Annotated in this window: 22 protein-coding genes; 10 read left to right on the forward strand and 12 right to left on the reverse strand. The window is 63.7% G+C overall.

What is annotated here, in order from left to right; translation table 11 throughout:
- Positions 1 to 647, forward strand: a 647-nt coding sequence (locus NKJ06_RS27600) for a winged helix-turn-helix domain-containing protein (protein WP_352811333.1), incomplete at its 5' end; no start/stop codon positions are given.
- A gap of 245 nt (positions 648 to 892) precedes the next feature.
- Here the strand turns inward: NKJ06_RS27600 and ligD are convergent.
- Positions 893 to 3,403, reverse strand: a complete 2,511-nt coding sequence (ligD, locus tag NKJ06_RS27605; RefSeq protein WP_352635525.1) for a DNA ligase D — start codon at positions 3,401 to 3,403, stop codon at positions 893 to 895.
- 12 nt (positions 3,404 to 3,415) lie between these two features.
- Complete coding sequence (gene ku / locus NKJ06_RS27610; protein WP_352635526.1) at positions 3,416 to 4,258, reverse strand: non-homologous end joining protein Ku; 843 nt, start codon at positions 4,256 to 4,258, stop codon at positions 3,416 to 3,418.
- A 377-nt stretch (positions 4,259 to 4,635) separates the two neighbouring features.
- Here ku and NKJ06_RS27615 point away from each other — a divergent pair, with 377 nt between their 5' ends.
- From NKJ06_RS27615 to NKJ06_RS27625, 3 genes are all read left to right on the forward strand, one after another.
- Positions 4,636 to 4,776 carry a hypothetical protein gene (locus NKJ06_RS27615; protein ID WP_013528645.1) on the forward strand — a complete coding sequence of 47 codons (141 nt, stop codon included), beginning with the start codon at positions 4,636 to 4,638 and terminating at the stop codon, positions 4,774 to 4,776.
- Between the two features lie 179 nt (positions 4,777 to 4,955).
- On the forward strand, positions 4,956 to 5,396 hold the full coding sequence (locus tag NKJ06_RS27620; RefSeq protein ID WP_352635528.1) for a thiol-disulfide oxidoreductase DCC family protein: 441 nt from the start codon (positions 4,956 to 4,958) through the stop codon (positions 5,394 to 5,396).
- A 4-nt stretch (positions 5,397 to 5,400) separates the two neighbouring features.
- Positions 5,401 to 5,589 (forward strand): DUF4166 domain-containing protein, encoded by a 189-nt coding sequence (locus tag NKJ06_RS27625; protein WP_352635556.1) that lies wholly within the window; start codon positions 5,401 to 5,403, stop codon positions 5,587 to 5,589.
- Here NKJ06_RS27625 and NKJ06_RS27630 read toward each other — a convergent pair.
- The 4 genes from NKJ06_RS27630 to NKJ06_RS27645 all read right to left on the reverse strand — a co-directional run bounded on the left by NKJ06_RS27630 (position 5,502) and on the right by NKJ06_RS27645 (position 9,807).
- A complete protein-coding gene (locus tag NKJ06_RS27630; RefSeq protein WP_352635530.1) occupies positions 5,502 to 5,885 on the reverse strand; it encodes a DUF1850 domain-containing protein in 384 nt (127 codons plus the stop codon). The genes NKJ06_RS27625 and NKJ06_RS27630 overlap by 88 nt on opposite strands.
- Positions 5,882 to 7,996 carry a TRAP transporter permease gene (locus NKJ06_RS27635; protein WP_352811336.1) on the reverse strand — a complete coding sequence of 705 codons (2,115 nt, stop codon included), beginning with the start codon at positions 7,994 to 7,996 and terminating at the stop codon, positions 5,882 to 5,884. The genes NKJ06_RS27630 and NKJ06_RS27635 overlap by 4 nt, the downstream gene beginning before the upstream one ends.
- 226 nt (positions 7,997 to 8,222) lie before the next feature.
- A complete protein-coding gene (locus NKJ06_RS27640) occupies positions 8,223 to 9,182 on the reverse strand; it encodes a TAXI family TRAP transporter solute-binding subunit (protein ID WP_352811338.1) in 960 nt (319 codons plus the stop codon).
- Positions 9,183 to 9,345: 163 nt separating this feature from the next.
- Entirely contained in the window at positions 9,346 to 9,807 is a 462-nt protein-coding gene (locus tag NKJ06_RS27645) for a RidA family protein (RefSeq protein WP_352811341.1), read from the reverse strand.
- 234 nt (positions 9,808 to 10,041) lie between these two features.
- On the opposite strand from NKJ06_RS27645, the gene NKJ06_RS27650 reads away from it, so the two are divergent.
- Both NKJ06_RS27650 and NKJ06_RS27655 read left to right on the forward strand, forming a co-directional pair.
- Positions 10,042 to 10,395, forward strand: coding sequence for a YciI family protein (locus tag NKJ06_RS27650; RefSeq protein WP_056585399.1), 354 nt, complete (start codon positions 10,042 to 10,044; stop codon positions 10,393 to 10,395).
- Positions 10,395 to 11,639 (forward strand): RNA polymerase sigma factor, encoded by a 1,245-nt coding sequence (locus NKJ06_RS27655; RefSeq protein ID WP_352811348.1) that lies wholly within the window; start codon positions 10,395 to 10,397, stop codon positions 11,637 to 11,639. The genes NKJ06_RS27650 and NKJ06_RS27655 overlap by 1 nt, the downstream gene beginning before the upstream one ends.
- 21 nt (positions 11,640 to 11,660) lie before the next feature.
- Here the strand turns inward: NKJ06_RS27655 and NKJ06_RS27660 are convergent, their stop codons facing one another.
- The 6 genes from NKJ06_RS27660 to hrcA all read right to left on the reverse strand — a co-directional run bounded on the left by NKJ06_RS27660 (position 11,661) and on the right by hrcA (position 17,155).
- Positions 11,661 to 12,287, reverse strand: a complete 627-nt coding sequence (locus NKJ06_RS27660; protein WP_352811343.1) for a glutathione S-transferase family protein — start codon at positions 12,285 to 12,287, stop codon at positions 11,661 to 11,663.
- A 131-nt stretch (positions 12,288 to 12,418) separates the two neighbouring features.
- Positions 12,419 to 13,399, reverse strand: coding sequence for a cysteine synthase A (gene cysK, locus NKJ06_RS27665; RefSeq protein WP_352635542.1), 981 nt, complete (start codon positions 13,397 to 13,399; stop codon positions 12,419 to 12,421).
- A 179-nt stretch (positions 13,400 to 13,578) separates the two neighbouring features.
- On the reverse strand, positions 13,579 to 14,196 hold the full coding sequence (locus NKJ06_RS27670) for a LysE family translocator (protein ID WP_352635544.1): 618 nt from the start codon (positions 14,194 to 14,196) through the stop codon (positions 13,579 to 13,581).
- A 126-nt stretch (positions 14,197 to 14,322) separates the two neighbouring features.
- A complete protein-coding gene (locus NKJ06_RS27675; RefSeq protein WP_352811345.1) occupies positions 14,323 to 15,672 on the reverse strand; it encodes a PQQ-dependent sugar dehydrogenase in 1,350 nt (449 codons plus the stop codon).
- Between the two features lie 113 nt (positions 15,673 to 15,785).
- Positions 15,786 to 15,983, reverse strand: a complete 198-nt coding sequence (locus NKJ06_RS27680; RefSeq protein WP_111545355.1) for a hypothetical protein — start codon at positions 15,981 to 15,983, stop codon at positions 15,786 to 15,788.
- An 89-nt stretch (positions 15,984 to 16,072) separates the two neighbouring features.
- Positions 16,073 to 17,155: a heat-inducible transcriptional repressor HrcA gene (gene hrcA / locus NKJ06_RS27685; RefSeq protein ID WP_352635548.1), complete on the reverse strand. Its 1,083-nt coding sequence runs from the start codon at positions 17,153 to 17,155 to the stop codon at positions 16,073 to 16,075.
- Positions 17,156 to 17,311: 156 nt separating this feature from the next.
- On the opposite strand from hrcA, the gene rph reads away from it, so the two are divergent.
- The 4 genes from rph to hemW all read left to right on the forward strand — a co-directional run bounded on the left by rph (position 17,312) and on the right by hemW (position 20,429).
- Entirely contained in the window at positions 17,312 to 18,028 is a 717-nt protein-coding gene (rph, locus tag NKJ06_RS27690) for a ribonuclease PH (RefSeq protein ID WP_352635550.1), read from the forward strand.
- A 183-nt stretch (positions 18,029 to 18,211) separates the two neighbouring features.
- Positions 18,212 to 18,622 (forward strand): VOC family protein, encoded by a 411-nt coding sequence (locus NKJ06_RS27695; RefSeq protein WP_352635551.1) that lies wholly within the window; start codon positions 18,212 to 18,214, stop codon positions 18,620 to 18,622.
- Entirely contained in the window at positions 18,622 to 19,269 is a 648-nt protein-coding gene (rdgB, locus tag NKJ06_RS27700; RefSeq protein ID WP_352635553.1) for an RdgB/HAM1 family non-canonical purine NTP pyrophosphatase, read from the forward strand. Before NKJ06_RS27695 ends, rdgB begins: the two co-directional genes overlap by 1 nt.
- Positions 19,266 to 20,429 (forward strand): radical SAM family heme chaperone HemW, encoded by a 1,164-nt coding sequence (hemW, locus tag NKJ06_RS27705; RefSeq protein WP_352635554.1) that lies wholly within the window; start codon positions 19,266 to 19,268, stop codon positions 20,427 to 20,429. Before rdgB ends, hemW begins: the two co-directional genes overlap by 4 nt.
- Positions 20,430 to 20,668: the final 239 nt, after the last annotated feature.

Raw genomic sequence — 20,668 nt, forward strand, 5'->3', positions numbered from 1 at the left:
TCTCCAGCCTGGTCGGAGACACGGCGCGGGCGAACATGCTAAACGCACAGATGGGCGTCACTGCTATGACGGCAAGCGAACTGGCGCTTGAGGCCTGCGTCTCGCTGCCCACCGCCAGCTCGCATCTGGGGAAACTGATGGAAGGCGTGCTGCTGACCGTGGCGAGCCAGGGCCGGCATCGCTATTACGGCCTCGCCGGGCCGCAGGTGGCGGGCATGATCGAAGCCATCACCGGCGCCGCGGACGCCGTTGGGCCAAAGCGCGTTCGGCCGGGGCCGCGCGATGGAGCGATGCGCGTGGCGCGCGTCTGCTACGATCACCTCGCCGGCGAGCAGGCGGTGGCGATGCTCGACCGTCTTGTCGCCAAAAAAATTCTTCTGCGCGACGACAAGGAGATCAGGCTCGGGCCGGCGGCCGCATCGCATTTCGCCGCCATCGGCATCGATGTCTACACCAAGCCGCGCCGGCCGGTGTGTCGCGCCTGCCTCGACTGGAGCGTGCGCCGCTCGCACCTAGCCGGCACGCTGGGCGCTGCCATCCTCGACAAGATCCTTTCGGAGAAATGGGCACGCCGCGAAAAGGACAGCCGCGCGGTCATTTTCTCGCCGCCGGGCAAGCAGGCGTTTGAGAGGGTGTTTTTGGATTGAGGTGTTGGCGGTGCCGGTTTCGCGATGTCGGCGGGACAGCACTCCCCTCTGGCCTGCCGGCCATCTCCCCCGCAAGGAGGGAGATTATTCGCTCCACCGCCTTCGCCAATCTCCAATGTTGCAGGAGTGAGCGGAACGGCGAGGCTGCCAATCTCCCCCCTTGCGGGGCAGGACAGAGGGGGTGTGAAGGATCGCTGCATCCGCCATTCGGCCAACGCTGCATCCGAAGATGTCGCCGCCTCCAATCACCCCCGCTTCAACACCTTCCCCTGCTCGAAAAAATCCGCCCACGGATCGGCTTTCGCCAGCTGCTTCAGCGTCGTCTTGTCGTCGACCGGGAAAGCGTTCGGCGCCAGCCCGGCCTCGATCTCGGCCCAGGTCACCGGCATCGACACGGTGGCGCCCTTCTTGGCGCGTGACGAATAGGGCGCGACCGTCGTCGAGCTCCTGCCATTGCGCAGATAGTCGACGAAGATCTTTCCGGTGCGCGCCTTTTTCGACAGCGTCGCCGTGTAGCGGTCGGAGGCACCCTGTTCGAGCGCGCGGGCAAAATCATGGGCGAAGGTCTTCACCGCGTCCCAATCCGCCGACGGCTTCAGCGGCACCAGCACATGATAGCCCTTGCCGCCTGAGGTCTTGACGAAATTCGGCAGCGACAGCTCGTCGAGTTTGCCTCTGATATCGAGCGCCGCTTGGCGCACCGCCTTCACATCGACGCCTTCATCGGGATCGAGGTCGAAGATGATCTGGTCCGGCTTTTCCAACTCGTCGACGGTGCAGCCCCAGATGTGGATCTCGACCACACCGTATTGTACGAGCGCCGCGACGCCGTCGAAATCCCGGATGAACAGAATCTCCTCGCCGTCGGTCGGGTCCTTCATGCGGGCGATCTTGTCGCTCATGCCGGCCGAGGCGTGCTTCTGGAAGAAGCGTTGGCCGCCGACGCCGTCCGGCGCCCGCACCAGGCTGAGCGGCCGATTGACGACGAACGGTTTCATGCGCGGCCACACCTGCGCGTAATGGTCGAGCAGCCCCTGCTTGGATATTTTTTCGTCCGGCCACAGCAGCTTGTCGGGATGGGAGAGTTTGACCGTGGTCGTCATCGACCCGGCAGCCCTAGCCGCACTGCCTGCTGGCTTTGCCGTCACGGGAGCCTTGCCTGTCGACGCCTTAGGCTTTTCCTGCACGACTTCCTCCGCCGGCTTGTCCTCGCGCAATCCCTGGAACGAGGCGTGGCGTATTATACGGTCGGATGTCCAGCTGCGAAACTCCACTTCGCCGACAAGTTCCGGCTTGACCCAGACAAGGCCCTTGCCCTTTGGCACGGCCTTGTCGAAGGGCGATGATTTTGCCGTCAGCGCATCGAGCTTCTTCTTGAGATCGGTGGCGACCTTGCCAGAGAAGCCGGTACCGACGCGTCCGGCATAATGCAGTTTGCCGCCCTCGTGGAAGCCGACGAGGATCGAGCGCAGTCCGCGCCCGGTCTTGTCCGACGGCAGATACCCTCCGATGACGAATTCCTGCCGTTCCGTGCATTTCGACTTCACCCACGTGGGGCCGCGTCCACTGCGATAGGGCGCGTCGGCGCGCTTGGAGACGACGCCTTCGAGCCCCATTCGGCAGACATGCTCTAGCATGATGTTGCCGGGTTCGGCGAAATGGTCGCTGAAACGGACTGCTGCATCCTCCCGCTGCTTACCGAGCAGGTCCCGCAAGGCCTGCTTGCGTTCGACCAATGGTTCGGCGCGCAGGTCTTCGCCGTCAAGGCGCATCACGTCGAAGACATAGTAGAGGAAGCGATCCGTCCGCTTCGCTGAGAGATCGGCTTGCAGCAGCGCAAAGGACGAAACACCGCTGTCGGCCAGCACGACGATCTCGCCGTCGATGATGGCGTCGCTGCATTTCAGTCCGGCGAGTTCAGCGATGATCTCCCCGCCGAACTTCTCGGTCCAGTCGAGGCCGGTGCGGGTCAGCAGTCGCACGTCGGTGCCGGCGATCTGTGCTTGCATGCGATAACCGTCAAACTTCACCTCATGCAGCCAGTCCTTGCCCGGCGGCGCCTCCCGCTCCAGCGTGGCCAGCTGCGGCTCGACAAAGTCGAGTTTCTTGCCCCCGGCCTTCGCCTTGCCGGCGACCGGCTTGTTTGAATGCCAGACCTTTGGCTTCCGGCCTTTGGCAGTCTTGCCTTCGCCGACTTCTTCGATCGTCAGGCCCGACTTCACCGATTCCGGTGCTTCCTCGAGGATATCCTCGCCCGGACGCGCGGCGGCATCGTCCGACTTGATCAGCAGCCAGTTGTCGCGCTTTTCACCCGCGCGTGGCTTCAGCCGCACCAGATGCCAGAGGCCGTGCAGCTTATGCCCCTTCAGTTCGAAGCTGATATGGCCCTTCTTCATCGCCTTGGCCGGGTCGATCTCGGGGGTCCAGGTACCCTCGTCCCAGACGATCACCGAACCGCCGCCATATTCGCCCTTGGGGATTGTGCCTTCGAACGGTGCATAGTCGATCGGATGATCCTCGACATGCACGGCCAGCCGCTTCTCGTGCGGGTCGAGGCTCGGGCCGCGCGTCACCGCCCAGCTCCACAGCACGCCCGCATGTTCGAGGCGAAGATCGTAATGCAGCCTTGTCGCGGCGTGCTTGTGGATGACGAAGATACCGCCGGCCTTGGCTTTCTTGTCGCGAGAAACCTTGCCGGCCGGTTCGGCCGTTTTCTTGAAATCGCGCTTGGAGTGATACTGTTCGAGGCTCGCCATCGCTTCGTATCCTCAGGCCGATTTGCGCTTGGGCGCGCCGGCTTTCGGCTTGGCGCGTTTAGCCTTCGTTGAGCCGTCATCCGACGACAGGCTCTTCTTCAGCGCGTCGAACAGATTGACGACGTTGGAGGGTTTTGACGCCACCGTGGCCTTCGGCGCCTTCCTGCCCGCCTTCTTGGCGCGGATCAGTTCGAGCAGTGCGTTCTCGTATTCGTCCTCGAATTGCGCTGGATCGAACTTCTCCTTCTTCTTGTCGATGATCTGCTCAGCCAGATCGGTCATCTCCGGATCGGTCTTCACCGCCTTGATGTCGCCGAACACCGCGTCGGGCGCGCGCACCGTGGTGTCGTAGCGCAGCGTCGTCAGCACCATGCCCGTGCCGAGCGGTTCGATCACCACAGGGCGCTCGCGTTGATAGAGCACGATGCGCGCCAGCCCCGCCATCTTCTTGCCCGCCATGGCGTTGCGGATGACGGCGAACGCCTCTTCCGACACCTTGTCGGCCGGCGCGACATAGTAGGGCGTGTCGAGATAGATCTGCTGGATCGAGGCTTTATCGACGAACCCATCGAGGGCCAGCGTATGCGATGCTTCGATCTGCACAGCCTCGATCTCGTCCTCCTCGATTTGAAGGAATTCGCCGTCGTCGACCTCATAGCCCTTGATCTCGTCGCCGTCACCGAGCGGCTTGCCGCTTTCGGAATCGACATAGATGCGCTTCACCGTGTTGCCGGTCTTGCGGTTCAGCACCCGAAACGAGACCTTCTCTGCGTGGCTGACGGCGTTGGTCAACTCGACGGCGCAGGTGACCAGCGACAGCTTCAGATAACCCTTCCAGGCTGGACGCGGCGCCATGACTTTTTCCCTTCCAGAACCCGATGAGGATGAGAACGGACAGATGCCAGTCCAGTTCCCCGAAGGCACGACGATTGGATGTCCAGGTTGGTTTGCGGCGTCGAGGCGCCAAGCACGGAAATTTCACGGCTGCGGCAAGAATTGAAACAGAACCGCGCGCGCGCGACATTCAAACGAAACATATGTGATGCAAAAGTCACATTGGCCGCAATGCCGACCAACTGCACGGAAAGACCCCGAATCAGCCGCATTCCAGCCACGAAGCAAGGCATTTTCGACCAGATATTAACATCACGTTCACTGACTATTCACGCCTCGACGCTATGATGACCGCAATTCGGAAGGGACATCCGAAAATCGGGACAGGGACTAGGTAAATGAACTTCCTCGCGCACCTCATCGGCTATGCCGCCGCCATCCGCGAATTCGTCGCGCCGACCTATCGGCCTGAGCGCTATTACATGCGCGGCCCCGGCCCGGCCTGCGCCCGTCGCGGCAACTCGCTGGGCGCGCACTGATCATGGCTTTCGAGAATCGCCACGACAGCCGGATCTGCAGGCCCGCCACCTCTACCCGGGCCACCACCTATCGCGCCGAGCGTCCCGCTCTCGCCGACAGGCGGCGTGCGACATCGCCACGGCTTTGATACCGCCATCGGCTGGCTTAGTGTCATAGGACACGAGCAGCCGAGGCCCGCTTGACCAACCGTCCCCAATCAAGTCCCCATGAGCTCTTCGATAAAAGCCATCCGCTGATCGTCTTCGATGGCGTCTGTGTTCTGTGCTCCGGCTTCGTGCGCATGGTGGTCAGGCTCGACCGCCAAAACCGCTTCCGCTTCGCCACCGCGCAGTCGCCGTTTGGCGAGGCGCTGTTCAGGCAACACGGGCTGCGCACGGACTCCTACGAAACCAATCTCGTCCTGATCGACGGCGTCGCCTTCACGCGGCTCGATAGCTTCGTTGCCGTCATGGCGGAACTCGGCTGGCCCTGGCGGGCGATGAAGGCTCTGCTGTTGCTGCCGCGCCCGCTGCGCAACTGGCTCTATGTCAGCATTGCCAAGAACCGCTACGCCCTGTTCGGCAGGAAGGACAGTTGTGACATTCCTTCCGCCGCGCTGAGGGGACGGTTGATCGACTAGAGGCCTGTGGCTCTGCCCGCGCTCCACATCCCACGAAACCATCGAAAATGGCCGCTTCCGCTTCCATGTCGAGATTTCCCATCCGCTCACCGGATTGATCGTGCGCTATCGTGGCTGGCTCGTGCCGTCCGACCCGCATGGTTCCAGCACGATGGAGCTGCCGGCCGCCTTGCCAAATTCTCGGCAGCCCTGAGCCGTGCACAGCGTCCAGCCGTCGCCGGTCGCGCCGGAGGCGGCCAGCACGACGCGCCGCTGCGGGCCGACATCAGGCGCATAGATCCACCAGCCGTCGCGCAGCACCGCGCCTTCTGGTGGTTCCATGCCGGCGCCCGAACCCTTGATCCGGGCCTCGACCACCTGCAGGCCGGTAGGCGTGACCTTCCAGTCTTCCTCCCAGCGCGTCCGTTCCACCGAATGCGTCCAGGATAGCGTGAAGGCGGCAACGGCGAGCGTCACCGTTTTGCCGGTGGCTAGGATGCACAGGCTCATGCGGTGGCCTCCCGCACCCGCCAGCAATGCCAGCCGATCCAGGCAAGTGACAGCGCCCAGCCAGCCTCGTCGGTAAGCGGCACCGCGGCGACCAGCAGCACGCCGGCGGCGAAGGCCAGCAGCCGTTCCCACAACGCCATGCGGCGGGCCAGAAAACCGACGGCGGCGGCACCCCACAGCACGATGCCCATGCACGCCTTGGCGACGATGTAGACGACCTCGACCGGATAGCCGAACTGGGCGGCGATCGGCCCGGCATCCTGCAGCATCAGCGCCGGCGTGTAGACCGCCATGAACGGCACCAAGAAGCCGGCAATGGCAAGCTTGGTCGCCTGGATGCCGATCTTGAGGCCGCTTTCCTTGGCCATCGGTGCGGCGGCAAATGCGGCCAGTGCCACCGGTGGCGTCAGGTCGGCCATGATGCCGAAATAGAAGACGAACATGTGGCTGACCAGCAGCGGCACGCCGAGCGACAGCAGCGCCGGCCCGGCCAGCGACGAGGTGATGATGTAGTTGGGAATGGTCGGGATGCCCATGCCGAGCACCAGGCAAGTGACCATGGTCAGCACCAGCGACAGGAACAGATTGTCCTCGCCGATCGAGATGATCCAGCCGATGAAAGTCGAGGCGATGCCGGTCAGCGTCAGCGTGCCGATGACGATGCCGACGATGGCGCAGGCGATGCCGACCGGCAGCGCGTTCTTGGCGCCTTCAGCGAGCGAATCCACGCAGATTTGCAGCGTCTCGCGCCCGCCCCTGAAGGTGAAGCAGGCGACAATCAGCGCGGCGATGACAAGGCCAAGGAGGTTGACGCCGAACTTCATGAACGAGGCGGCGGCGAGCCCGAGGGCCAGCCAGAAGACGACACGGAAGGCGAGCGGCCCGATCGCCGCCGCCAGTGGCGTACCGAGGATGAGCACGATGGTCAGCGCCAGGCCCATCGTGCCGGCGAAGATCGGCGTGTAGCCGGCGAACAAAAGATAGATGAGGGCTGCGAGCGGCAGCACCAGCGGCCAGTGTTGTTTCACCGCGTCCCACGGGTTGGGCAGGTCCGCCTTGGCCATGCCATGCAGGCCGGCCTTGCCGGCTTCCAGATGCACCTGCCAGAAACAGGCGCCGAAATAGAGCAGCGCCGGGATGATCGCCGCCTTGACCACTTCGGCATAAGGCACGTTCAGCGTTTCGGCCATGATGAAGGCGACCGCGCCCATCACCGGCGGCATGATCTGGCCGCCCATCGAGGAGGTTGCCTCGACGGCGCCGGCGAAAGCCGCGCGGAAGCCGAAGCGCTTCATCAGCGGGATCGTGAACTGGCCGCTGGCCACCACATTGGCCACGCCCGAGCCGGAAATGGTACCCATCAGCGCCGACGACAGCACGCAGACCTGCGCCGGGCCGCCGCGCCAGGTGCCGACAAGACCGAGCGCGAAATCGTTGAACAGCGCGATCATGCCGGCGCGTTCCAGAAAGGCAGCGAAGACGACGAAGATGAAGATGTAGGCGGCCGAAACATAGATCGGCGTGCCGTATATGCCTTCGGTGCCGTAGGCGAAGGTGTCGACGAGCTGGGCGAAATCATAGCCGCGATGGATGAAGGGCGGCGGCAGATGGTTGCCGACGAAGCAGTAGGCGAGGAAAATGAAGGCGATGACCGCCAGCGGCAGCCCCATCAGCCGCCTCGCGGCCTCGAAGACCAGCACCACCAGCACGGCGCCGACGATAAGGTCCGGCGTGGTCAGGAAGCCGGAGCGGCGGATGAGATCGGCATAGAACACCCAATTGTACAGGCCGGTGCCGAAGCCGAGCACACCGAGCGTCCAGAACGCGGCTTTCGCCGTCACGCTTTTGGCGCGCAGATTGGCGATCAAGCCGAAGCCTAGCAGCAGCAGGAAGCCGACATGCATGGCGCGCACCACCTGGCTCGGAATGCTACCATAGGCGGCGACGTAAATCTGGAACACGGAAAAAGCGACGGCGATGAAAAAGGCGGCCTTGCTGGCAAGGCCGTCGCCGAAGCCCGGCGGCAGCCCTTCGATTTGCTCTTCGGCGACGGGGAGATGGAAGGTGGCGGATTTACCGTCGGTTGTCGTTGCAGGCGTTGCTTCGCTCATCCGACGCACTCCAAAGCGAGCGAATTGCATTGCGAGGCGCCCCCCTCTGGCCTGCTGGCCATCTCCCCCTCAAGGGGGGAGATCGGATACATTGATGTCGGCGCTCGTTTTGCAACGTCAGCGATTGGCAAAAGACATCGCGACGGCCAATCTCCCCCCTTGAGGGGGAGATGCCCGGCAGGGCAGAGGGGGGCGCCTGGCGAAGACATGTCAGATTGCCACGCGCCTACTTCAGCAGCCCTTTCTCCTTGTAATACTTCTCCGCACCCGGATGCAGCGGCACCGGCATTCCGTCGAGTGCCTTGGCCGGGTCGATCGCCTTGGCGGCGGCATGCGCCGCGGCCAGCTGGTCGAGATGCTCGAACAGGAGCTTGGTCATCTGATAGGCGGTCTCATCGGAAACATCGGCGCGGGTGATGAGGAAATTGCCGACGGCGGCGGTCGCGACATCCTCGCTCTGGCCCTCATAAGTGCCCTTGGGAATGACCACCGAAAGATAGGGCGCGCCGATCTTGGCGACGTCTTCCGCCGGAACCGCAACGACGTTGATCGGCACGGAAGTGGCGAGGTCGCGGATCGAGGCGACGCCGAGCCCGGCCGATTGCAGCGTGGCGTCGAGCTGGCGGTTCTTGATCAGTTCGACCGATTCGGCGAAAGGCAGGTATTCGACCCTTCCGAGATCCTCGTATTTCAGCCCGGCGGCGGCGAAGATGGTGCGCGCGTTGAGTTCGGTGCCGGACGCCGGCGCGCCGACCGAGAGGCTCTTGCCCTTGAGGTCGGCCAGCGTCTTGATGCCGGATTCCTGGCTGGCGACGATCTGGATGTAATTGGGATAGATGGCGGCAATGCCGCGGAGTTTGTCGAGCTTGCCTGGATATCCGGCCTCGGTGTTGCCTTCAGCGGCCAGCTTGACGGAATCGCCCAGCGCAAAGGCGATCTCGCCCTTGCCCTGCTGCAGCAGATTGAGGTTTTCGACCGAAGCCTTGGTCGCCTGCACCTGGGTACGGGCGCCTTCGATGCCCTTGCCGTAGATTTCAGACAATGCCACGCCGAGCGGATAATAGACGCCGGACGTGCCGCCGGTCAGCACGTTGATGAATTCCTGCGCTCCTGCCGGCATCGCGCCGAAGCCGAGTGACAGCGCCATCGCGCCAGCTGCAACAAATTTCGTTCTGAAATGGAACATCGTGATCTCCTCCCTGAAATAGTGGCGCCGCACTGCCCTCCTCGGCACGAGCAGCGCGAGTTTAGACGGCAGACGGCAAATGCCAACCCGCAATTGCAGCCATTAGACGAACGGTTGAGGCGCGCAAAACCCGAGCGCCAGGCGCTGCGGCTCGTGTCCATCATCAATCCGGCAGCGCCGCGACCGCAACGATTTCAATGACGATGTCTGCCTGCGCGAGCGCCGCAACGCCGATCACCTCCGAGGGTGGTGGATTGTTATAACTGCAGTGCTTCGGGCAATGCTCGGCAAAGAACGCGTCCAGCACGTCGAGGCGAAAATTAGGAGAGCTGAGAACGCCGCCATCGGGAAATGGACCTCTGACGAAGAAGGTCAGCCTGATGAGATGGTCCAATCCGCTGCCGAACTCCTCCAGGTCCGATTTGATGTTGCCGAGAACGGCGCGCCACTGCGCTGCCGCATCGCCGGCGAAGCCGCCGCCCTTCTTGCTGGCCGGATCGTAGTCGTCCGATGTCGCGGTGTTTCCACAGAGATAGACGGTACCTTTCGCGCCGCTGACGACCGTGCCCTTTCCCCACGGCATCAACCGGCCGTTCTTGAATTTCTTGTGGGTCACGAGTTCCATTTTCTTTCTCCTGCCGCTCGCATGATCCGCCCGTCCACGACAGAGGATAGTGCTGCGAGGAACCGCTGCCAGAGCGACGCCGGCTGTCGTCCGGCAGGCAAGGTGAGCTCTGGTCCTTGCGAAACTTGGTGGTGAAGCCGAAAGTTTTTTGAGCGGCCTGTCGAAATCGCGTGCTGCCGCACGACATACGTCCGGCTCGCAACGAAGCGGCCTTCGAGAAAACGGGAGAAGACCATGCGATACATGCTTTTGATCTACGTCAACGAAGCGGCGATGGCGGCCGCGCCGACCGATAAGACCTACGAGATCAGCGCAGCCTATGGCGCCTATACCGAGGCGTTGAAGAAATCCGGCGCCTGGCTGGCCGGCGACCGGCTGAAGCCCACCCAGGCCGCTACTTCGGTACGGATGGCCAACGGCAAGACCAACGTGCTCGACGGTCCCTATGCCGACACTAAGGAGCAGCTCGCCGGTTTCTACATGATCGAGGCTGAGGACGCCGATGCCGCTATCGCCTGGGCGGCGCGGTGCCCCGCTGCCAGCGCCGGCACGGTCGAGCTCCGGCCGATCTGGGAACAGACCATGTGATGGAGAATGGCTCGGCGATCGCGCGGGCGGCAGCGGAAGTCGCCGCCCGGCAAAGCTACGGCAAGCTTGTTGCCTGGCTCGCGGCGCGCACGCGCGACGTGGCCGGCGCCGAGGACGCGCTGGCCGATGCCTTCGCCGCCGCACTGGAGCGATGGCCTCAAACCGGCGTACCCAAGAAACCGGAAGCCTGGCTGCTGGCGGTGGCTAGGCGGCGCCGCGTCGATGCGGTGCGGCGGCGGCTGACCAGCGAGGCCGGCCGCGAGCATCTCAAGCTGATTGCCGAGGAGGCGGAGGCGCACATGACCGACGAAGACCTGCCCGACGAGAGGCTGCGGCTGATGTTTGCTTGCGCCCATCCGGCGATCGAATCGAACGTGCGTTCGCCGCTCATCCTGCAGACCGTGCTCGGGTTTGACGCGGCAACGATCGCCTCTGCCTTCCTGGTCTCGCCCGCAACGATGGGCCAGCGCCTGGTTCGCGCCAAGACCCGCATCCGTGAAACCGGCAGTCGGTTCCGCGTTCCGGAGCGGGGCGAACTCGGCGAACGGCTGGATGCGGTGCTGGAAGCGATCTATGCCGCCTTCGCCGAAGGTTGGTCTGATCCGGCAGGCACCGAAACGCAGCGCCGCAATCTGGCAGCCGAAGGCATCTGGCTCGGCCGCCTGGTGGCTTCGCTGATGCCGGAAGAGTCCGAGGCGCTGGGTCTGCTGTCACTGATGCTGTTCGCCGATGCGCGGCGCGCGGCACGGCGCGATGCGGCCGGGGATTATGTGCCGCTGGCCGAGCAGGACCATACGCTGTGGGATGGCGCTTTGGTCGACGAAGCGGAATCCCTGCTCGGCCGCGCCGCCACCATGGGCGTCATCGGCCGCTACCAGCTCGAGGCGGCCGTGCAGTCTGCACATGCGACACGGCGGCTGACCGGCCGCACCAACTGGGTGGCGATCCGCGAACTCTACGACGCGCTGCTTTCGATCGCGGGATCGCCGGTGGTGGCGATCAACCGTGCGGTGGCGATTGCCGAGGCCGAGGGCGCCGTGGCGGGATTGGCGGCCCTTTACGTGCTGGGCGACGACAAGCGGCTTGATGACTATCAGCCTTATTGGGCAGCCCGCGCCGGTCTCCTGGCCAGGCTCGGTCAGGTGCCACAGGCAAGCGAGGCCTATGACCGGGCGATCGGCCTCGAACGCGACCCGGCGGTGCGCCGCTTCCTGCAGGGAAAACGGGCAACGCTCAGAAATTGAGCCTCGCCACCGGCCGTCCGTTCAACTTGGCCACATCTCGTGCGACGTGTTGAGCGTCTTCATCAGCGGATGATCGCGCAGTCCGGCCCACAGGCGTTCGATATTCGGCCAGGCGGCGCGCGCCCTGTCGACGTCGGGATGCCAGGCTACCAGCATGACGAGATAGATGTCGGCCAGCGACATCAGGTCGCCGACCAGCCAGTCACGGCCTTCGAGAGCGGCATCGAGAACGGCGAAGCCGCGGTCCATCTCGGCGACGGCTGCCTGCTTGACCGCCTTGGTGCCGTCGGCATCGGCCGTGTAGCGATATGCGTAATAGAAACGCAGCACCGCCGGATAGAGCACCGACGACATGAAGGCCATCCAGCGCAGGAAGTCGGCGCGGGCAGGCGCGTCGACAGCCGGCGCCAGGCCGGCATTGGGGTGACGCTCGGCAAGCAGGATGCAGATCGCCGCCGATTCGGTCATCGAGCTTCCGTCCGGCAAGGTCAGCACCGGAACCTGGTTCAACGGGCTGATGTCGAGGAAGGCCGGATCGGGCCGGTCCGTCTTCGGCACGTCGATCTGTTCGAACGGCGCATTCGCCAGCGCCAGCGCCGCCTCGACGACGAAGCCGCCGCTGCCCGGACGGGTGTAGAGCTTGTACATGAAATCCTCCCCCGGCCCACGGAAAGCAGGCCGGTGGGATATGAACCGGAAGCAGGGCACTGCTCAAGCCGGTGGCTGGCGCCACGGGCGGTTTTTTCAACGGACCAGCTTAGTCACGAAGAAGCGAAGGACTACGAGCCCAGCCCCTCGAACAGGATCGTCGACAGATAGCGCTCGGCGAAGGACGGGATGATAACCACCAAATTCTTGCCCTTGTTCTCCGGCCGCGAGCCGACGACGATCGCCGCCTGCAGGGCGGCGCCCGACGAGATGCCGACCGGTACGCCTTCGAGACGGGCGACGAGGCGGGCATTGGCGACCGAATCCTCGTTCGAGACCTTGACGATCTCGTCGTAGATCGTCGTGTCGAGGATTTTGGGCGCAAAGCCGGCGCCGATGCCCTGGATCTTGTGTGGGCCGGGCTGGCCACCCGACAGAACCGGCGAGGATTCCGGCTCGACGGCAACGACATGCACCGAGGGCTTGCGCTTCTTCAGCACCTGGCCGACGCCGGTGATGGTGCCGCCGGTGCCGATGCCGGCGACGAAGATATCGACCTCGCCATGTGTGTCGTTCCAGATCTCCTCGGCCGTCGTAGTGCGATGGATTTCCGGGTTGGCCGGATTCTCGAACTGCTGCGGGATGATCGCGTTGGGGATCGTCGCTGCCAGTTCGTCGGCCTTGGCGATGGCGCCTTTCATGCCTTTCGGGCCCTCGGTCAGCACCAGCTCGGCGCCAAGCAGCGCCAGCATTTTCCGGCGCTCGATCGACATCGTTTCCGGCATCGTCAGGATCAGTTTGTAGCCCTTGGCGGCGGCGGCGAAGGCAAGCGCGATGCCGGTGTTGCCCGACGTCGGTTCGATCAGCGTGGTCTTGCCGGGAGAAATCTTGCCGGAAGCCTCCAGCGCCTCGATCATCGCCACGCCGATGCGGTCCTTGACCGAAGCGATCGGATTGAAGAATTCGAGTTTGGCGATGAGATTGGCGACGATGCCCTTTTCCCGAGCGAATTTGTCGAGCCGTACCAGCGGCGTATCGCCGATCGTGTCGGTGATGGAATCGTAGACGCGGCCGCGACCGGGCACGCGGGCTGATGTGACGGGCTTGTTCATTGGTTTCGCTCCCAGAATTTCAGGCAAGTGGAATTGCAGCCGGCAAGATAGGGCTTTCAACCGCGCAACATAAGCTGTCGGCCGAAAATAACCGAGTGGGACCTGTGTCTAAAACGTCTCCGTCCCGGAAAAGCATTTCCCGCAAAGGCCTGTTTGGGAAATGCTTTGGCCGAAAGCCCCTATTGGCGGGCGGCAATCGCTGCAGCTGCGCCGACCATGAACCCGGCGGCAGTGCGGTTCAGTGCCTTGAGCGCGCGCGGCGACTTCAGGAACCAGCGCGCCTTGGCCGCCAGCGCCAGATACGGCACCAGCACCACCAGAAGCACGACGACCGTCAGCGCGACGAGAATGCCATAATCGGTCAGTGTGATGGTCTTCAGGTCGACGATGGTCGGCGTGATCGCCAGGTAGAAGATCATCGTCTTCGGATTGCCGAGCGTGACGGTCAGGCCGGCGACAAAGCTCGACAGCAGCCCGCCCTTGCCCTTCCTGGCCTCGACGGTCTCGGGCGTGATGCCGCTGTTCCAGAACCGCCAGCCGAGAAAGGCAAGATAGGCGACGCCAAGCCATTTGATGGCGAGAAAGACCATGCCGAAACTCTGCGCGACGAAGGCGAGACCTAACACCACGGCGGTCAGATAGGTGAGGTCGCCAACCATCAGGCCAAAGGACATCGCCAGCGACGAACGGAAGCCGGAGCCGAGTGCTCGCGCAACGAGCGCGGTGACGCCGGGGCCAGGAATGGCGGCGGCGATGCCGAGGGCGGCACTGTAGGCGAGGAATCCGGTGAGGGTCATGGTTGCGGCCTCAAATCAGAATGCCTTGTCGCATGGAATGGATCAGGATTGAATTCCCTGGGGATCGGAATCCATTGCACCAGATATCGCTGAAACACGTGGAGAAGGCCCCCTCATCCGGCCGCTTCAGGAGCGATCGCCGTCATGGGTGACGCGCCAGATGGTGCCGTTGCCGTCCTCGGTCACAACAAGCGAGCCGTCGTTCGCCACCGCTACGCCGACCGGCCGACCCCAGACCTCGCCGTTGGAGACGACGAAGCCGGTGATGAAATCCTCGTATTCGCCGGTCGGCTTGCCATCCCTGAACAGCAATCTCACCACCTTGTAGCCTGTCCTGTTGCCACGGTTCCATGAGCCGTGCAGAGCCACAAAGGCGTCGCCCTTGTATTCGGCCGGAAAGTTCTTCCCTTCGTAGAAGGCGATGTTGAGCGGCGCCGAATGCGCCTGCATCAGCACGTCGGGAATATCAGCCTTGCCGGCAAGATCGGGGCGCGCGCCCTTGTGGCGTGGATCCTCGTTGTTGCCGATATAGTACCAGGGCCAGCCATAGAAGGCGCCGTCCTTGACCACGGTCGCATATTCCGGCGGCACATTGTCGCCAAGCCCATCGCTTTCGTTGACGACGCACCACAGCGCGCCGGTCGCCGGCTGCACGGCCATGCCCGAACAGTTGCGCAGACCCGTGGCGACGATGCGTCCGTTCTTGCCGTCGGGATCGAAGGCCAGCACAGCCGCGCGGCCATCCTCGGGACCCCAGGCAGCGCCGAGCGGCTGCGACGTCGACCAGGCGCCGAGGCCGCCCTTCGGCTCTTTGCCCATATGCTGCGCGGCATTCGAACCCGAGCCGACCGATAGATAGAGCGTCTTGCCGTCCGGAGAGAAAGCGATGTCGCGGGTCCAGTGATGACTTGAAGGGATGTTGTCGACAATGGTCTCGGGATCGTCTGATGCCTTCAGGTCGCCATTGCGATAGGCAAAGCGAACCACGCTGTCGCTGTTGGCGACATAGACCCATTGCGGGTCATTGCCCGGGGGATAGAAGGCAATGCCATAGGGCTGGTTGAGATTGCTGGCAAAGATGCCTCTCTCAATGGGTTTGGCGCTGCCGTCTGCGAGGCGGTAGACGCGGATCTGATTGGCTTCGCTGTCGGCGATGAACAGGTCGCCGTTCGGCGCGACGCGCACGACGCGTGGATTGTCGATGCCCGAAGCGATCAGCTCGGCCGAAAAGCCCGGCGGCAGTTTCGGCTTGGCGTCTGCCGGTCTTTCGGCGAGGCCGGCGCTGTTGGAGGCGGACTTGGTGACGTCGGGTTTTGGCAGATCGTTCGGCTTGATCAGGCGGCGCACACCCGGCCTGTCGGCACGCCAGTCGCCGAAGGCGGCGGCACCTTTCAATACGGGCTCCGCCTGCTGGGCGAATGCAGTGGCGGTGAGAAACATCGCAGCGGAGAGGGCCAGCCCGGCCAATTGGATCATTCAATCCTCCAAACCTGATCACAAATGACAGGCTGCAAAGAGGGCAAACGGGCAGTTTCGTCTGTTGTTCCGCGGCACACGATGAGTTGAAGTGAGAGCGGAGGTTTCCAGCTTCAGTTGCCGGCAGCGTAGAAATCGTCGTCGAGGCGCTTTTCCAGTTCGACGAGATCGGCCGGCAGCGGCAGGCCCATGGCGCGCATTTCCCGCAGTTTCTCGCGCAACTGCTCCTGGATCTCGTGCTGATCTTCCGGCTGGTTGACCATCTCCTCGAGCAGCAGGCTGATCCGGGCCTTGAATTCTTCGAGCGCCATTCTTTTTCTCCTCAGCTGCTTGTTCTTTGTTTTTTGGGTCTAAGGGTTGAGATTCAGGTCAGGCCGGCATCACCTGAATATCAATACACTTAGCGGAGCATGCGGGAAATCAGTTGCGCCGTATAGTCGACCATCGGTACGATGCGGGCATAGTTGAGCCGGGTCGGGCCGATGACCCCGAGGGCACCGACGACGCGGGCGTCTTTGTCGCGATAGGGCGCGACCACCAGCGAGGAACCGGACAGCGAGAACAGCTTGTTTTCCGAGCCGATGAAGATGCGCACGCCCGATCCTTCCTCGGCGAGGTCGAGCAGCTGGATCAGCCCGTCCTGCGTCTCCATGTCCTCGAACAAATGCCGCAACAATTCGATGTCGGCCTGGGCGGTGACGTTTTCAAGCAGATTGGCGCGGCCGCGCACGATAAGCCGCGCCGGCAGGCCGCTGTCTGCGCCGGCCCACACCGCGAGCCCCTTCTCGACCAGGTCCTGCGACAACGTGTCGAGGGCCGCCCTGGTCTCTTCCTTGATGCGGGCGATCTCGACCCGTGCCTCCGCCAGCGTGCGGCCGCGGATATGAGCGTTGAGGAAGTTCGAGGCCTCGTGCAGTTGCGAGACTGTAATGTCGGCGGGCAGCTCGACGACGCGGTTTTCGACGTCGCCATTCTGCGACACCAGCACCGCCAGCGCCTTCGTCGGCTCGAGCTGGATGAATTCGATGTGCTTCAGCGCCACCTCGTTCTTGGCGGCCAGCACCAGGCCGGCGCCGCGCGACATGCCCGACAGCATCTGGCTGGCCTCGGTCAGCATGTGTTCCAGCGTCGCGCCTGAGCCCGACGCCCGCACCTGCGCCTCGATGGCGCGGCGCTCCTCGTCGGAGAGGTCGCCAAGCTCCATGAAGGCGTCGACGAAGAAACGCAGGCCGGCCTGCGTCGGCAGCCGGCCGGCCGAGATGTGCGGCGCGTAGATCAGGCCGAGATGCTCAAGGTCGCTCATCACGTTTCGGATGGTGGCCGGCGACAGCGAGGACGGCAGGATGCGCGACAGGCTGCGTGATCCCACCGGTTCGCCGTCCCTGAGGTAGGAATCGACGATGCGCCGAAAAATGTCGCGCGAGCGCATGTCCAATGATTGAAGCGCGGGCGCCTGCGAATTCGGATCGACTGCCTTGGTCATTGCGGCCAAAAACCTCCGGCCCAAAGATATAGACTTCGCTACGGCCCGCGCAACCGGTGTCTGCGTCAGATCGTCAGGCCATTTTCCTTTGCGCCATGCGTCCCATGCGGTTACAAGCCGGCCAAGATTCCGAAAAATGACAAGAAAGCAGCCTGAATGCGCCCTTCCAAACGCCAATTCGACGAAATGCGTGCCATCTCCTTCGAGCGTGGCGTCTCCAAGCATGCCGAAGGCTCTTGCCTGGTGAAGTTCGGCGACACGCATGTCCTGTGCACGGCCAGCCTCGAGGAAAAAGTGCCGGGCTGGATGCGCAATTCCGGCAAGGGCTGGGTGACGGCGGAATACGGCATGCTGCCGCGTTCGACGGGCGAGCGCATGCGCCGCGAGGCTTCCGCCGGCAAGCAGGGCGGTCGCACGCTGGAGATCCAGCGGCTGATCGGCCGTTCCTTGCGCGCCGTGGTCGATTTGCAAGCACTGGGCGAGCAGCAGATCACCGTCGACTGCGACGTCATCCAGGCCGATGGCGGCACCCGCACCGCCTCGATCACCGGCGGCTGGGTGGCGCTCTACGACTGCCTGCGCTGGATGGAAGCCCGCCAGATGGCCAGCGTCGCCAAGGTGCTGAAGGACCACGTCGCGGCGATCTCCTGCGGCATCCATGGCGGCCAGCCTGTCATCGACCTTGATTATCTCGAAGATTCCTCGGCTGGCACCGACGCCAATTTCGTCATGACCGGCAAGGGCGGCATCGTCGAGATCCAGGGAACCGCCGAGGGCGAGCCTTTCTCCGAAGGGCAGTTCGCGGACTTGATGGGCTTGGCCAAGAAGGGCATCCAGCGTCTGGTCAGTTTGCAGCAGATGGCGGTGGCTTAGTTCTCAAATGCCGAGCTTGAGTGCCCCCCTCTGGCCTGCCGGCCATCTCCCCCTCAAGGGGGGAGATCGGCTATCCCGCTGGTTTGCGCCACCTTTCGGCGGCGTGAGATGTGCGGGGGCGCTGAAGCTGCCAATCTCCCCCCTTGAGGGGGAGATGGCCGGCAGGCCAGAGGGGGGCGCCTGGTGACTCCCTCTGCTATTCTTGAATCGGCTCTCTACGTCACCGACCTTGCCGCGGCCGAAACCTTCTACACCGGCGTCCTCGGCCTAAACCTCCTCGGCAAAGTCGATGGCCGCCACCTTTTCTTCCGCTGCGGCCCGGGCGTGCTGCTCGTCTTCAATGCCGAGGCAACCAAAATCCCGCCGGCGCCCGACGCCAGGCTGCCCGTGCCGCCACACGGCGCTGTCGGTGAAGGCCATCTCTGCTTTGCGGCGACCGCTGACGAGATCGTGCGCTGGAGAGCGCATCTCGAAGCGAAAAACATAGTCATCGAAAGCGAATTCGAATGGCCGCAGGGCGGCCGTTCGATCTATATACGCGACCCCTCGGGCAATTCGATCGAATTCGCCGAGCCACGAATCTGGGGCCTTTGATGCATTCTCTCGATGGAATGAAGATCGTCGTCGCCAGCCACAATGAAGGCAAGCTGCGCGAATTCGCCGACCTGATGGGGCCGTTCGGCTTCGAAGCGAAATCCGCCAAGGACTACGGCTTGCCCGAGCCCGACGAAACCGGCACCACCTTTGAGGAAAACGCCTACATCAAGGCGCTGGCCGCCGCCAAGGCGACCGGCCTGCCGGCATTGTCGGACGATTCCGGCCTGTGCGTCGACGCGCTTGATGGCGCGCCCGGCGTCTACACCGCCAACTGGGCCGAAACACCCGACGGTTCGCGCGATTTCGGCATGGCCATGCAACGCACCGAAGTGGCGCTGCAGGAAGTCGGCGCGGCCTTGCCACAACAGCGCAAGGGCCGCTTCGTCGCCGTCATCTGCCTGGCGTTTCCTGACGGCGAGGCCGAATATTATCGCGGCGAGGCCGAAGGCACGCTGGTCTGGCCGCCGCGTGGCGAACTCGGCTTCGGCTATGATCCGGTGTTTTTGCCCGATGGCTTCGAAAAAACCTTTGGCGAGATGAGCGCCGAGGAAAAGCACGGCTGGAAGCCCGGCCAGCCGACGGCGCTGTCGCACCGCGCCCGCGCCTTCCAGAAATTCGCCAAGGCGAGATTGGGCTCGACATGAGCATGCTGCTCGACCGGGCGCCCGGCTTCGGCGTCTATGTCCATTGGCCGTTCTGCGCGGCCAAGTGCCCCTATTGCGACTTCAACAGCCATGTCCGCCACCAGCCGGTCGACCAGGACCGCTTCGCCAGCGCCTTCGAGGCGGAACTGGCGACGATGCGCGAGCGCACCGGACCGCGCGAGGTGACCAGCATTTTTCTCGGCGGCGGCACGCCGTCGCTGATGCAGCCGGAAACCGTGGCCAGGGTTCTGGACGCCGTGGCGAAGAACTGGACTGTTCCCGATGGCATCGAGGTGACGCTGGAGGCCAATCCCTCCTCGGTCGAGGCCGAACGCTTTCGCGGCTACCGGGCGGCCGGTGTCAATAGGGTGTCGCTCGGCGTGCAGGCGCTGAACGACAAGGATTTGCGTTTCCTCGGCCGGCTGCACAATGTCGAGGAAGCCCTTCATGCGATCGGTTTGGCTCGCGAAATCTTTCCAAGATTGTCCTTCGATCTGATCTACGCCCGCCCCGGCCAGACGCCGGAGGCCTGGCAAGCGGAGCTCGAACAGGCGATCGGCCATGCCGCCGACCACCTGTCGCTCTACCAGCTGACCATCGAGGAAGGCACGCCCTTCCACGCCCTGCATGCGGCGAAGAAATTCATCATCCCCGACAACGACCACGCCGCCGACCTCTATGCGCTGACGCAGGAGATCACATCGGCGCATGGGCTTCCGGCCTACGAGATTTCCAACCACGCCAAGCCTGGCGCCGAAAGCCGACACAACCTGACCTACTGGCGCTATGGCGAATATGTCGGGGTCGGCCCCGGCGCGCATGGCCGTTTCGTCGAGAACGGTCGCCGTACCGTCACGATCGCCGAGCGGATGCCGGAAACCTGGGCCAATCTGGTAGAAGCCAAGGGTCACGGCGTCACCGGCGGCGAGATCCTGACGCGTTCGGAAGAGGCCGACGAGTTCCTGCTGATGGGGCTCAGGCTGGCCGAGGGCATCGATCTCTCCCGTTACGAGGCGTTCTCCGGACGCGGCCTGTCTACGGCGCGGCTCTCGATGCTGCAGGGCGAGGGGCTGGTGGCACCGATCGGCAATGCTCGCCTGCGCGCCACACCAGCCGGCATGATCGTGCTCGACGCCGTGGTGGCCGATCTGGCGCGGTAGGGTTCACCACGCCTTCGTCATAGCAGCAGAGCGCAGACCGTTGGGATCCATGCCGCGACGAGGAAGAGGGACTGCAACGGCACAAGGCAGAAGCTTGTTCTGTAGCGATCCTTCACACCCCCCTCTGTCCTGCCGGACATCTCCCCCGCAAGGGGCAGGACTGTCCGGGGAAAGTTATTCATATATGAAGGCCATCTGATTGAGGGAGGATCGGTCTCTTGGTCGGCTCGGATTGACCG

It is taken from the genome of Mesorhizobium sp. M0293 (assembly GCF_040321735.1).
GTDB lineage: Bacteria > Pseudomonadota > Alphaproteobacteria > Rhizobiales > Rhizobiaceae > Mesorhizobium.

Excerpts from the sequence above, each read along its gene's own strand:
- hrcA (WP_352635548.1), bottom strand. The coding sequence starts at position 17,155 with ATGACCAAGGCAGTCGATCCGAATTCGCAGGCGCCCGCGCTTCAATCA.
- rdgB (WP_352635553.1), top strand. The coding sequence starts at position 18,622 with ATGCATTCTCTCGATGGAATGAAGATCGTCGTCGCCAGCCACAATGAA.
- NKJ06_RS27680 (WP_111545355.1), bottom strand. The coding sequence starts at position 15,983 with ATGGCGCTCGAAGAATTCAAGGCCCGGATCAGCCTGCTGCTCGAGGAG.
- hemW (WP_352635554.1), top strand. The coding sequence starts at position 19,266 with ATGAGCATGCTGCTCGACCGGGCGCCCGGCTTCGGCGTCTATGTCCAT.
- NKJ06_RS27615 (WP_013528645.1), top strand. The coding sequence starts at position 4,636 with ATGAACTTCCTCGCGCACCTCATCGGCTATGCCGCCGCCATCCGCGAA.
- ku (WP_352635526.1), bottom strand. The coding sequence starts at position 4,258 with ATGGCGCCGCGTCCAGCCTGGAAGGGTTATCTGAAGCTGTCGCTGGTC.
- NKJ06_RS27675 (WP_352811345.1), bottom strand. The coding sequence starts at position 15,672 with ATGATCCAATTGGCCGGGCTGGCCCTCTCCGCTGCGATGTTTCTCACC.
- NKJ06_RS27640 (WP_352811338.1), bottom strand. The coding sequence starts at position 9,182 with ATGTTCCATTTCAGAACGAAATTTGTTGCAGCTGGCGCGATGGCGCTG.
- cysK (WP_352635542.1), bottom strand. The coding sequence starts at position 13,399 with ATGAACAAGCCCGTCACATCAGCCCGCGTGCCCGGTCGCGGCCGCGTC.
- NKJ06_RS27635 (WP_352811336.1), bottom strand. The coding sequence starts at position 7,996 with ATGAGCGAAGCAACGCCTGCAACGACAACCGACGGTAAATCCGCCACC.
- NKJ06_RS27650 (WP_056585399.1), top strand. The coding sequence starts at position 10,042 with ATGCGATACATGCTTTTGATCTACGTCAACGAAGCGGCGATGGCGGCC.
- NKJ06_RS27630 (WP_352635530.1), bottom strand. The coding sequence starts at position 5,885 with ATGAGCCTGTGCATCCTAGCCACCGGCAAAACGGTGACGCTCGCCGTT.
- ligD (WP_352635525.1), bottom strand. The coding sequence starts at position 3,403 with ATGGCGAGCCTCGAACAGTATCACTCCAAGCGCGATTTCAAGAAAACG.
- NKJ06_RS27670 (WP_352635544.1), bottom strand. The coding sequence starts at position 14,196 with ATGACCCTCACCGGATTCCTCGCCTACAGTGCCGCCCTCGGCATCGCC.
- NKJ06_RS27655 (WP_352811348.1), top strand. The coding sequence starts at position 10,395 with ATGGAGAATGGCTCGGCGATCGCGCGGGCGGCAGCGGAAGTCGCCGCC.
- rph (WP_352635550.1), top strand. The coding sequence starts at position 17,312 with ATGCGCCCTTCCAAACGCCAATTCGACGAAATGCGTGCCATCTCCTTC.
- NKJ06_RS27645 (WP_352811341.1), bottom strand. The coding sequence starts at position 9,807 with ATGGAACTCGTGACCCACAAGAAATTCAAGAACGGCCGGTTGATGCCG.
- NKJ06_RS27660 (WP_352811343.1), bottom strand. The coding sequence starts at position 12,287 with ATGTACAAGCTCTACACCCGTCCGGGCAGCGGCGGCTTCGTCGTCGAG.